Consider the following 12,405-nt stretch of genomic DNA (forward strand, 5'->3'; position numbering starts at 1 on the left):
TGCGCGATTTTGCGCATCCGCGCGCCCAGACCTGCCCGAGAGGAGCCCCCCGTTGGCCGCTTCGCGCACGAAGCGGCGGCACAAGGTCCGCCGACGTGCCGACATGTCCCTGTTGGGCGGCATACGTCCGCCCATCGCAGTGCTGTCGGTTCTGCTTCTCGCTCTGGCGGGCATCACCGCCCTCACTCTCGGACGCGTCGACGACGTCGGCGTACCGAAAGCCGTCATGACCTCGCAGCAGCACTTCGCCGAGGACGGCGCCATCGCGATGCGCGCCTCCGTCGACGAAGGCGTCACCGACCTGACGCGGACGGCCGCCCTGTTCAGCGCCGGTGACCAGGTGCCCGCCGACGCCGTGCTCGACAAGATCGGCAACGTCTACCAGAAGTGGAACGGCAGCGCCGTCGTCGAGATCAAGTCCGGCAAACTGCTCGCCGCCCGCGGTGAGAACGTGCCGCTGAGCGCGATCGACCGCACCAAGCTCGCCGGGAAGGACGGCCTCGCCCCGCGCATGGTCCGCCTCCAGAACGGTGAGACCCGGCTGCTCAGCTTCGCGCTGCTGCACTGGCAGGGGCAGCCGCAGCAGCTGCTCGTGACCTCCACCAGCCTGAAGTTCCCCGGCATCAGCCTCGGCGAGTTCCGCTCCATCGCCGTCATCGACCGGTCCGGCACCGTGCTCAGCAGCGACGGCATCCCCGAGCCCGAGCAGGTCCTCACCGACCTCCAGCGCAAGGAGGTCAAGGAGTCCAACCGGCAGCTGAACGACTTCTCCAAGACCGCCGCGCGCAGGGCCGGACAGAACCCCCTCACGACGAAGGAGCCCGGCTCCGGGGGATTCCTCGGCGTCAGCGGCTCGCTCACCGGCGACCGTTACCAGGGCGAACGGCAGATCGCCGGCTACGCGACGCTCGCCCCGGCCGTGGCCGGGGAGTCCACCGTCGCCACCGGACTCGGCCTCACCGTCGTCGCCATGACGAAGGTCGCCGAGAACTCCGACGCCACCAGCAGCCCGGTCTTCGGCCTGTTCGCCGCGGCCGCGCTGCTCTTCATCGGCGCCCTCACCGTCGCGTTCCTGCTGGGCACCGTGCAGCGCCCGCTGATCCACCTGTTCCTGGAGAGCCGCCGCCTCGGCCGCGGCGACCTGGCCCGGCCGGTGAACGTGCCCCGGCGCGGCGAGGCCGCCCGGATCGGCGCCGCACTGGAGCGGCTGCGCCGCCAACTCCTCGGCGAGGACGCCCCGTCCGGCGCGGACGGGGGAACCGCGGCCCGCCGCCGGTTCGGCGCCCGCGCCCTGCTCGCCGTCGCCGCCGTGCTGTTGCTCGTGTGGTGCGCCCCGCTGCTGCTTCTGCTCAACCGGGCCGGCGACACCGTCGTCGTACCGCAGCAGATGGTCAACGACCAGCGCGAGCGCACCGACACCCTCACCGACCGGGTGCGCCGCGCCCTCAACGAGGGCCAGGCCGACCTGACGTCCGTCGCGTCCCTGATCGGCGACCGCACCGGCCCCGCGGAGATGACCGAGGTGCTCAAGAGCACCATGAACGAGCACGACCGCTACCAGTCGCTCTACGTCCTCGACGCCAAGGGCGCTGTCCTCGCGAAGAGCGGTGACGGCGTCCACAGCGCCGGCAAGGGCCCGTCCGACAAGCCCATCCGCGTCCTCGACGACCAGGGCAAGAAGCCCGTCATCGTCGGCACCGCCGAGCTGCCGGGCCGTGACGGCGCCGCCGTCGTCGGCGAGTTCCGCATCGACTTCCTCAACTCGCTGCTCAAGCGGCCGGGCCTCGGCGACGTCCGCGTCGTCGACGAGAAGCGCCGGATCATCGGCGGCAACACCGGCTACCTGGCCTTCCACCAGCTGCCCGGCAGTCGCCTCGACGAACTGGTCGAGGGCAGCAACCAGAAGGTCGGCCTGAGCCCGCGCCCCAGCGGCGTGCTGTTCCGCGACGGCGGCGACAACCAGATCGCCGCCGCCGCCCCCTTCGTCGGCGGCGGCGCCGCCAAGGAACTGGGCTGGACCGTCGTCAGCTGGCAGTCCGCGTCCGGCCTCGCCATCCCCGAGTACCAGTACCAGAACCGCACCGTCCTCGCGGGCCTGCTCGGCATCACCGCGGCCGCGGCCTGCCTCGGCTGGCTGCACATCATCGTCGTCCGCCCGCTGCGCGAACTGGCCCGCCAGGCCGAGCAGTTGGCCGACGGCGACCGCAAGTCGGTGCTGTATCCGCGCCACCACGACGAGGTCGGAGCGGTCACCCGCAGTCTCGAACTCGTCCGGCAGCAGCTCCAGGGCCTGCAGCAACAGCAGCGACGGCAGGGCGGCCCTCCGCGCACGCCCGCCGGAGCCGGAAGGAACTAGGACACCCGTGCTCTTCCTCTACACCGTGCTCGTGGTGTGCGGTGCCATCCTGCTGATCGCCGGAGTGATCGAACAGCGACGGCACTTCGCCAACCTCGAACACATACCCACCCGCGTGCTCGTCAACGGCATCCGCGGCAAGTCGTCCATCACCCGCCTGTGCGCGGGCGCCCTGCGCGGCGGCGACCTGACGACGGTCGCCAAGACCACCGGCACCGCGGCCCGGTTCATCCACCCCGACGCCACCGAGGAGCCGGTCTACCGCAAGTTCGGCATCGCCAACGTCGTCGAGCAGATCGGCATCGTGCGCCGGGCCGCCGCGTACCACCCGGACGCCCTGGTCATCGAGTGCATGGCGGTCATGCCGGCGCTCCAGGAGATCAATCAGTCCAAGCTGATCCGGTCCACGATCGGCGTGCTGTGCAACGTCCGTGAGGACCACCTCGCCGAGATGGGCCCCACCCTCGACGACGTCGCGCGTTCGCTGTGCCGTTCGATGCCGCAGGACGGCATCTGCGTCACGGCGGAGGTGGAGCGCTTCCACATCCTCCAGGAGGAGGCGGACGCCCGGAACTGCAAGCTGGTCTACGCCGACCCGGAGATGGTCAGCGACGAGGAACTGCGCGGCTTCAGCTGGTTCACGTTCAAGGAGAACGTCGCCATCGCCCTCGTCGTCGCCGATCTCCTCGGCCTCGACCGGGACACCGCCCTGCAGGGCATGTACGACGCCCCGCCGGACCCGGGCGTCCTCTCCGTCGAGCGGTACCGGACCTCCGACGACAAGAAGCTCCGCTTCGCGAACGTCTTCGCGGCCAACGACCCCGAGTCGACGCTGATGAACATCAACCAGCTACTCGACCTCGGCGCCATCCACCGCCCGCTCAACGTCGTCATCAACTGCCGCCCCGACCGCGTCGAGCGCAACGGTCAGATGGGCGAGATCATCCCCGAGCTCGACCCCGAGCAGGTCTTCGTGATCGGCCACCCCGCCAAGTCCGCGATCGACGCGATCCCCGCCGCCTTCCGCGACCGGGCCGTCGACCTCGGCGGCGACCGCCGCGACCCCGACGAGTTCATGGGGCAGCTCCTCGGCCGCCTCGGCCCGGACTCCTCCCTCGTCGCCATCGGCAACATCCACGGCCAGGGCGAGCACCTGCTGGAGTACCTCGCCGAACTCCCGGCCGACGAGGCACCCGACGAAGCCGAGATCGCCGCGGCCATCGCGCCCGTCGAACCGCCCCGGCACGTCGACACGGTCCAGCTGTACGCCCCGCACATCGACCCGTACCAGCCGTACTCGCCGGCGTACGAGACGCGCTACGCGACGCCGCCCGCCGTACCGGTGCAGCGTGACGTGCACCAGCCGTACCCGCAGCAACAGCAACAGCAACAGCAGCACGGCGAACCGGCCGCCCCGCGCGGCCTGTTCGAGCCCGTCGTCCCCCCGACCACACCTGCCGACGACCTCGAGCAGTGGCACAACTCAGCAGGAGAGCAGCACCGTTGATCCCCTCCGTCCTCACCCCCGAGATCGCCGCGGTGGGTATCGCCATCGGGCTGCTGTTCTCCCTGGTCTGCTACCTGACCACGAACCTGTCTCCCGGCGGCATGATCACGCCCGGCTGGCTGGCGCTCACCCTCGTCGAGGATCTGCAGCGCGCCGCGATGGTCGTCGGCGTCACCGTCCTGACGTACGCCGGCACGCTCCTGCTGCAGAAGTACGTGATCCTCTACGGCAAGCGGCTCTTCGCGGCCGTCGTGCTGCTCGGCGTCAGTCTCCAGGCCACGGTCATGATCGTGCTGTCCCTGGAGTTCCCGCTGATGTACGCGAACCAGACGCTCGGCTTCATCGTGCCCGGCCTCATCGCGTACCAGCTGGTGCGCCAGCCCAAGGGGCCCACCCTGCTCGCGACCGGATCGGTGACGCTCATGGCGTACGTCGTCCTGACCGCCGCCATCCTTCTCGGCTTCATGCCGTCCGCCTGACCGCCGACCACCCGACCGGAGCCGATTTTCATGCCTCCCAAGAAGAAGCGTCCCGTCCTGCACGCCGTCACCGTGCTCGCCCTGCTCGGCGCCAGCGGCTACCTCACCGTCGAACTGAAGAAGGACGAGCAGGAGAAGGCGCCCGCGGTGCAGGCCGTCACCGACTCGCCCCAGCTGTCGTCGAGCACAGGACAGAAGGTCGGCAAGCAGACCTGGGAACGCCTGAAGAACCCCGAGCGGTCCGTGCTGCGCGGTGAGGGCGGCCAGGTCCTCGCGACGTTCACCGACGGCGCCCGCACCGCCACCCTCAAGGGCGCCTCGCGCACCTTCAGCGAGCCCTCCAACACCAAGTCCCGTGTCGTGACCGAGGACTGGGTGCGGCTCATGCCGGAGGCGTGGCGCAAGGGCGCCGAGAAGGAGAAGTGGTTCAAGGACTGGTTCAAGGAGTTCTACGGCAGCGAGGAGGACGACGTCTTCGCGTACGCCTTCCAGTACGCGGAGGGCGCGCCGGCGAAGAAGGACGACGAGGGCATCCAGTACGCGGGGGACGCCTTCTTCGGGCCGTTCAAGGAGGACGGCGTCGACCGCCTCGAACAGAACGACTTCTACGACTACTTGGGTACCCCGTACACCTTCCGTGACGGCACCACCATGCAGGCGCACAAGGAGCGTTTCCGCTCGCTGGACTGCTCCGGCTTCATGCGCATGGTGTGGGGCTACCGGGCCCGGTTCCCGCTGGCCGCCACCAACAAGGTGGGCGACGGACTGGCGCGTACCGCGGACGGCATGGCCCGCTCCAAGATCGGCGTCGACGTCATCAAGCTCCAGGGCTCCTCGCCCTGGTACACGCGCCCGACCAACATCGACGTGCTGCAACCCGGTGACCTGCTGTTCTTCAAGATGGACCACCGCACGGGCAACCACCTGGACCACGTCGCCCTGTACCTGGGCCTCGACGGCGACGGGCACCGCGTCTTCATCTCCAGCCGCAAAGAGGTCAACGGCCCCACCATGGGCGACAAGGGCGGCACCTCGCGGATCGACGGCAACGGCTTCTACGCCGGGCTGTTCCGCAGCGCCAAACGCCTGTGACCGCCGGGGGCGGGACATGGGCATGACCCGCCCCCATTTAAGGTGGAACGGTGAACGGCGACTGGCTGAGACGCGCACGCGACGGCAGACTCTGCGCCTACGCGTACACCCCTGACGGCGACGCGGTCATCTGCCGCACCGAGCGCACGCCCGGCGGCGCCTGGAGCGAGCCGCGCACCGTGGGCGGCGACCAGCGCCTGTACACGGTCCTCGCCCTGGCCCAAGGGCCCGGAGGCTACACCCACTTGGCGTCCTGGCGCCCCACGGTTCCGGGCGAATCGGGGCTGGTCCACTCGACCCACTTCCAGCCGCACCTCGCCGCGCTCGACTGGACCCCCATCGGTCACCCGAACAAGAAGGGCGACCGCACGGGCCCGCCCGCGGTGGCCGTCGACGCGCAGGGCCGCGCCCACGTCTTCGTCCGCAACAAGGGCGGCGGCGTCAGCATGCGCGCCCAGCTGGAGAAGGGCGGCTGGGGCCCCTGGCGCGACCTCAAGGGCAAGGGCACACGCGGTGAACTCGCCGCGGTGACAGGCGAGTCGGGCCTCGTCACCCTGTACGCGGCGAGCGCGGACGGTATTCTCCGCTGGCGCCAGGAGAAGCCCGGTGGGACGCCGGTGCAGGACGAGAAACCGCAGCCGGCACAGGTGCGCCCGGACACCCTGCGCGCCCTGGCCACGTCCCCCGAGCACGTCACCCTCTTCTTCACGGACGAGGACGGCGGCCTGTGCGCCTGGCGCGGCGACGACGCCCCGGAGCGCTTCATGGAGGCGGCCGGTCCCGGCGCCGTGGCGGCGATCCGCTGCTCGTTGGACGGCGTGGACTGCACCCTGCTCGCCCAGCGGGCCCACAGTGGCCGCGTCGCCTTCGCCGCGTACCCGACGGAGCTGGAGTCGGCCGGCGCCTGGTGGGCGGAGTCGGGACCGGCCCTGCCGCCGGACGCGCGTATCGCCCTGGCGGAGGACGTGAGCGGCCGCGTGGTGGCGGCGACCTGCGTCCCGGGGAACCCGGACCGCATGCACATGACGCGCCGCAAGGACGAGCCGGGGCTGGCCCTGGAGGCCTGGCGGCAGGTGTACTGAACGGCGGCAGCCGCCCCCACGTCGTGAGGGCGGCTGCCGGTTGCACCAGGGGCGGTTACGCGGGCACGCTCGCGACACCGGCCGCCAGGAACCGCTTGCCGGTCACGCGCTCCGAGACACCCTCACGGTCCAGGTACGGCGTGATGCCGCCCAGGTGGAAGGGCCAGCCGGCGCCCGTGATCAGGCACAGGTCGATGTCCTGGGCCTCGGCGACGACACCCTCGTCGAGCATGAGCCCGATCTCCTGGGCGACGGCGTCGAGCACGCGGTCGCGGACCTGCTCCTCGGTCAGGACGACATCGCCCTGCTTGAGGAGCGCGGCGACCTCGGGGTCCAGCTCCGGCTTGAAGCCGTTCTCGGCGGAGTACACGTAGAAGCCGCGCTTGCCCGCCTTGACGACGGCCGCGAGGTTCGGGGAGACCGTGAAGCGCTCCGGGAAGGCGCGGTTCAGCGTCTCCGAGACGTGCAGACCGATGGCCGGGCCGACGAGTTCGAGGAGCACCAGCGGCGACATCGGCAGACCGAGCGGCTCGACGGCCTTCTCGGCGACCTCGACGGGGGTGCCCTCGTCGATGACGTTCTGGATCTCGCCCATGAAGCGGGTCAGGATGCGGTTCACGACGAACGCCGGGGCGTCCTTCACGAGGACCGCGGTCTTCTTCAGCTTCTTGGCGACGCCGAACGCCGTGGCCAGCGCCGCGTCGTCCGTCTGCTCGCCGCGCACGATCTCCAGGAGCGGCAGGATCGCGACGGGGTTGAAGAAGTGGAAGCCGACGACCCGCTCGGGGTGCTTCAGCTTCGACGCCATCTCGGAGACCGACAGCGAGGAGGTGTTGGTGGCGAGGACGGCGTGCGCCGGAGCGACGGCTTCCACCTCGGCGAACACCTGCTGCTTGACGCCGATCTCCTCGAAGACGGCCTCGATGATGAAGTCGGCGTCGGAGAAGCCCTCGGCCTTGTCGAGCACGCCGGAGACGAGCCCCTTCAGGCGGTTGGCCTTGTCCTGGTTGACGCGGCCCTTGCCGAGCAGCTTGTCGATCTCGGCGTGGACGTAGCCCACACCCTTGTCGACGCGCTCCTGGTCGATGTCGGTGAGGACGACCGGGACCTCCAGGCGGCGCAGGAACAGCAGCGCGAGCTGCGAGGCCATCAGGCCCGCACCCACGACGCCGACCTTCGTGACCGGACGCGCCAGGTTCTTGTCCGGGGCACCGGCGGGACGCTTGCCGCGCTTCTGCACCAGGTTGAACGAGTAGATCCCGGCGCGCAGTTCACCACCCATGATGAGGTCCGCGAGGGCCTTGTCCTCGGCGTCGAACCCGGCCTGGAGGTCACCGCTCTTCGCGGCGGCGATGATCTCCAGCGCGCGGTACGCGGCCGGGGCCGCGCCGTGCACCTTGCCGTCGGCGATGGACTTGCCGCGCGCGACGGCCTGGTCCCAGGCCTCACCGCGGTCGACGTCCGGGCGCTCGACCTTGACGTCGCCCTTGAGGACGTTCGCGGTCCAGATCAGCGACTGCTCCAGGAAGTCGGCACCCTCGAAGAGGGCGTCGGCGATCCCCAGCTCGAAGACCTGCTTGCCCTTGAGCTGCCTGTTCTGGTTGAGCGAGTTCTCGATGATCACCGAGACGGCCTTGTCGGCGCCGATCAGGTTCGGGAGCAGCGCGCAGCCGCCCCAGCCCGGGACCAGACCGAGGAAGACCTCGGGGAGCGAGAAGGCGGGCAGCGCCTTGGAGACGGTGCGGTACGAGCAGTGCAGACCGACCTCGACGCCACCGCCCATGGCGGCACCGTTGTAGTACGCGAACGTCGGCACGGCCAGGCCCGCGAGGCGCTTGAAGACCTCGTGGCCGCCCTTGCCGATGGCGAGCGCGTCGTCGTGGTTCTTCAGCAGCTCGACGCCCTTGAGGTCGGCGCCGACCGCGAAGATGAACGGCTTGCCGGTGACCCCGACGCCGACGATGTCGCCGTCGGCCGCCTCCTTCTCGACCTGGTCGATGGCGGCGTTCAGGTTCGCCAGCGAGCCCGGACCGAAGGTGGTCGGCTTGGTGTGGTCGAAGCCGTTGTCCAGCGTGATCAGCGCGAACCGGCCGGCCCCGTACGGCAGATCGAGGTGCCGTACGTGCGCGGAGGTGACGACCTCGCCGGGGAACAGCTCGGCCGCACCCTTCAGAAGCTCAGCGGTGGTGGTGCTCACTTGTCGCCTCCGGCGTCCTTGTGGTGCGGGTTCTCCCAGATCACCGTGGCGCCCATGCCGAAGCCGACGCACATGGTGGTGAGGCCGTAACGGACCTCCGGCTGCTCCTCGAACTGACGGGCAAGCTGCGTCATCAGACGCACACCCGAGGAGGCCAGCGGGTGGCCGTACGCGATGGCGCCGCCGTACTGGTTGACGCGCGTGTCGTCGTCGGCGATGCCGTAGTGCTCCAGGAACGCGAGGACCTGGACGGCGAACGCCTCGTTGATCTCGAAGAGGTCGATGTCCTCGATGCCGAGGCCCGCCTTGGCGAGCGCCTTCTCGGTGGCCGGGATCGGGCCGTAGCCCATGACCTCGGGCTCGACGCCGGCGAAGGCGTACGACACGAGGCGCATCTTGACCGGGAGGTCGTGCTCGCGGGCGAAGTCCTCGCTCGCGATGATGGAGGCGGTGGCACCGTCGTTCAGACCGGCCGCGTTGCCCGCGGTGACGCGGCCGTGCGTACGGAACGGCGTCTTGAGGCCCGCGAGGTTCTCCAGGGTCGTCCCCGGCCGCATCGGCTCGTCGGCGGTGACCAGACCCCAGCCGGTCTCGCCCACCTCGGCGTTGGTGTTGCGCACCGAGATCGGGACGAGGTCCTGCTGGATCTTGCCGTTCGCGTACGCCTTCGCCGCCTTCTCCTGCGAGCGCACGGCGTACTCGTCGGCGCGCTGCTTGGTGATGGTGGGGTAGCGGTCGTGCAGGTTCTCGGCGGTCATGCCCATGAACAGGGCGGACTCGTCGACCAGCTTCTCGCTGACGAACCGCGGGTTCGGGTCGACGCCCTCGCCCATCGGGTGGCGCCCCATGTGCTCGACACCGCCCGCGATGACGGCGTCGTACGCGCCGAAGGCGACGGAGCCCGCGGCGGTCGTGACGGCCGTGAGCGCACCGGCGCACATACGGTCGATGGAGTAGCCGGGGACCGACTGCGGCAGCCCGGCGAGGATGCCCGCGGTGCGGCCGAGGGTCAGACCCTGGTCGCCGATCTGCGTGGTCGCGGCGATGGCGACCTCGTCGATCTTCGCGGGGTCCAGGTTCGGGTTGCGGCGCAGCAGCTCCCGGATGGCCTTCACGACGAGGTCGTCGGCCCGGGTCTCGTGGTAGATGCCCTTCGGGCCCGCCTTGCCGAACGGGGTGCGGACGCCGTCGACGAAGACGACGTCCCTGACGGTACGAGGCACGATGGCTCTCCTCCAAGATGCGGGACGGCACTGCCACGGCGCGCGGCTGAGCGCGCGCTCATGCCCTCATGCTACTTGCGGGTAACCATGCTGCCCAGCCCCCTCGCCCCAAGCGGCGAACGTCACATTGCGGTTCACCGCCGGGGGAGGGTCCTTTGAGCGCCGCGGGGAACCGCGCGACCGGCCACGACGCACCCGCGGCCGACGACGACGCGCAACCCCAACGGCGATCAGCCCGCCGCCAGCGCGGCAACCAGCACCGGCGTGACCTGCTCCACCTGCCAGCGCCGAGCTCCGTGCGAGGAGAGCGCCGCCCCCACCGACTCCGCGTCCACCGAAGCCGGCGGCTCCCAGCAGACCCGCCGCACCGTGTCCGGCGTGATCAGGTTCTCCTGCGGCATGTTCAGCGCCTCGGCCAGCGTCGAGACCGCGGCGCGCGCCGCGGACAGCCGTGCCGCGGCGGCCGGGTCCTTGTCCGCCCAGGCCCGGGGCGGCGGCGGCCCGGCGATCTGCTGCCCGGGCTGCGGCAGCTCCGCGTCCGGCAGCTCCCTGGCCCGGTCCACGGCGGCCTGCCACTGCTCCAGCTGACGGCGGCCCATGCGGTGACCGAAGCCGGGCAGCCCGGAGAGGGCGTGCACGTTGGGCGGCAGGGCGAGAGCGGCCTCGACGATGGCCGTGTCCCCCAGCACCTTGCCCGGCGACACGTCACGGCGCTGCGCGATCTGGTCCCGCGCGGTCCACAACTCGCGGACGACGGCCATCTGCCGGCGCCGGCGCACCTTGTGCATGCCGGACGTCCGCCGCCACGGGTCCTTGCGCGGCGGCGCGGGCGGCGCCGAGGCGATCGCGTCGAACTCCTGGTGGGCCCAGTCGAGCTTGCCCTGCCGGTCGAGCTCCTTCTCCAGGGCATCGCGCAGGTCGACGAGCAGCTCGACGTCGAGGGCCGCGTAGCGCAGCCAGGGCTCGGGCAGCGGCCGCGTCGACCAGTCGACCGCGGAGTGCCCCTTCTCCAGTACGTAGCCCAGCACGTTCTCGACCATGGCGCCGAGTCCCACGCGCGGGAACCCGGCGAGCCGGCCGGCCAGCTCGGTGTCGAACAGCTCCGACGGCACCATGCCTATTTCGCGCAGGCACGGCAGGTCCTGGGTGGCGGCGTGCAGTACCCACTCGGTGTCCTCGATGGCCGCGCCGAAGCCGGACAGGTCGGGACAGGCGACGGGGTCGATGAGCGCGCTGCCCGCACCTTCGCGGCGCAGCTGCACCAGATAGGCGCGCTGTCCGTAGCGATAACCGGAGGCGCGTTCGGCGTCGACGGCGACGGGTCCGGTGCCCGCGGCGAAGGCCGCGACCACCTGCGCGAGCGCGGCCTCGTCGGCGATCACCGGCGGAATGCCCTCGCGCGGTTCCAGCAGGGGGGTCGGCGCCGTTTCGACGTCGTCCGGAGGGGCGCCTCCGGTGGTGCGCAGTGAACTGTCTGCTGCGGTCTCTTGGGCGTCGGTCACCTGTCAAGAGTATCTGTGAACGTACGGCGCCCGTCGACGGAACGTTCCGTCGACGGGCGCTGAAGGTACGTAAACCGGAAAGATCCGGCCAGGTGGCGATCAGTCGGATCAGTGGATGATTCCGGTACGCAGGGCGACCGCCACCATTCCGGCCCGGTCACCCGTGCCGAGCTTGCGGGCGATCCGTGCGAGGTGGCTCTTGACGGTCAGTGCGGACAGGCCCATCGAGACGCCGATGGCCTTGTTCGACTGGCCTTCGGCGACGAGGCGGAGTACTTCCACCTCGCGTCCGGACAGTTCGCGGTAGCCGCCCGGGTGGCTCGGGGCGCCCGGGGGGCGGCGGTGCATACGGGCGGCCGCGGAACCGATCGGTGCGGCGCCGGGGCGGTTGGGGAGTCCTACGTTCGTGCGGGTGCCGGTGACGACATAGCCCTTGACGCCGCCCGCGAGGGCGTTGCGTACGGCACCGATGTCGTCGGCGGCGGAGAGGGCCAGCCCGTTGGGCCAGCCCGCGGCTCGGGTTTCGGAGAGGAGCGTCAGGCCGGATCCGTCGGGGAGGTGGACGTCGGCGACGCAGATGTCACGGGGGTTGCCGATGCGGGGACGAGCCTCCGCGACGGACGAGGCCTCGATCACGTCACGAACACCGAGGGCCCACAGATGGCGGGTCACGGTGGAACGGACGCGGGGGTCGGCCACGACCACCATCGCGGTCGGCTTGTTCGGGCGGTAGGCGACCAGGCTTGAGGGCTGCTCGAGGAGAACGGACACCAGGCCTCCTGGGGTGGGGACGGAGCCGGCTCGGGGGGTGCGGCGGGACGAACCGTGCTTTCAAGGTCACAGAGGTCTTCGGCAGCAAACCCGCCCGCCTTTAGAGAAAGATCACGATTTGGTGAGTAACAATCCGCGCAATTCGGACAGAGTATCGATCATCCGAAGATCAAAACGAATCGAAACGAGTAGCGGC

9 protein-coding genes are annotated in these 12,405 nt (G+C 70.5%); 5 read left to right on the plus strand and 4 right to left on the minus strand.

Going from position 1 to position 12,405, the window contains the following annotated elements; genetic code table 11:
• The first annotated feature begins 103 nt into the window (after positions 1-103).
• From AB0J02_RS26080 to AB0J02_RS26100, 5 genes are read left to right on the plus strand one after another with little or no spacing between them, the layout of a single operon-like run.
• On the plus strand, positions 104-2,356 hold the full coding sequence (locus AB0J02_RS26080; RefSeq protein WP_363196237.1) for a HAMP domain-containing protein: 2,253 nt from the start codon (positions 104-106) through the stop codon (positions 2,354-2,356).
• Between the two features lie 7 nt (positions 2,357-2,363).
• Positions 2,364-3,863, plus strand: coding sequence for a poly-gamma-glutamate synthase PgsB (gene pgsB, locus AB0J02_RS26085; RefSeq protein ID WP_363196182.1), 1,500 nt, complete (start codon positions 2,364-2,366; stop codon positions 3,861-3,863).
• Entirely contained in the window at positions 3,860-4,342 is a 483-nt protein-coding gene (locus AB0J02_RS26090) for a poly-gamma-glutamate biosynthesis protein PgsC/CapC (RefSeq protein WP_363196183.1), read from the plus strand. The genes pgsB and AB0J02_RS26090 overlap by 4 nt, the downstream gene beginning before the upstream one ends.
• A gap of 30 nt (positions 4,343-4,372) precedes the next feature.
• Complete coding sequence (locus tag AB0J02_RS26095) at positions 4,373-5,434, plus strand: NlpC/P60 family protein (RefSeq protein ID WP_363196184.1); 1,062 nt, start codon at positions 4,373-4,375, stop codon at positions 5,432-5,434.
• A gap of 50 nt (positions 5,435-5,484) precedes the next feature.
• Positions 5,485-6,516 (plus strand): hypothetical protein, encoded by a 1,032-nt coding sequence (locus tag AB0J02_RS26100; protein ID WP_363196185.1) that lies wholly within the window; start codon positions 5,485-5,487, stop codon positions 6,514-6,516.
• Between the two features lie 55 nt (positions 6,517-6,571).
• On the opposite strand, the gene AB0J02_RS26105 is transcribed toward AB0J02_RS26100, so the two are convergent.
• The 4 genes from AB0J02_RS26105 to AB0J02_RS26120 all read right to left on the minus strand — a co-directional run bounded on the left by AB0J02_RS26105 (position 6,572) and on the right by AB0J02_RS26120 (position 12,209).
• Entirely contained in the window at positions 6,572-8,713 is a 2,142-nt protein-coding gene (locus AB0J02_RS26105) for a 3-hydroxyacyl-CoA dehydrogenase NAD-binding domain-containing protein (protein WP_363196186.1), read from the minus strand.
• On the minus strand, positions 8,710-9,936 hold the full coding sequence (locus AB0J02_RS26110; protein WP_363196187.1) for an acetyl-CoA C-acyltransferase: 1,227 nt from the start codon (positions 9,934-9,936) through the stop codon (positions 8,710-8,712). The genes AB0J02_RS26105 and AB0J02_RS26110 overlap by 4 nt, the downstream gene beginning before the upstream one ends.
• A gap of 230 nt (positions 9,937-10,166) precedes the next feature.
• Positions 10,167-11,438, minus strand: a complete 1,272-nt coding sequence (locus AB0J02_RS26115) for a ribonuclease D (protein WP_363196188.1) — start codon at positions 11,436-11,438, stop codon at positions 10,167-10,169.
• Between the two features lie 108 nt (positions 11,439-11,546).
• Complete coding sequence (locus AB0J02_RS26120; RefSeq protein WP_324773580.1) at positions 11,547-12,209, minus strand: response regulator transcription factor; 663 nt, start codon at positions 12,207-12,209, stop codon at positions 11,547-11,549.
• Between the last annotated feature and the right edge of the window lie 196 nt (positions 12,210-12,405).

Source organism: Streptomyces sp. NPDC050264 (assembly GCF_040655895.1).
GTDB lineage: Bacteria > Actinomycetota > Actinomycetes > Streptomycetales > Streptomycetaceae > Streptomyces.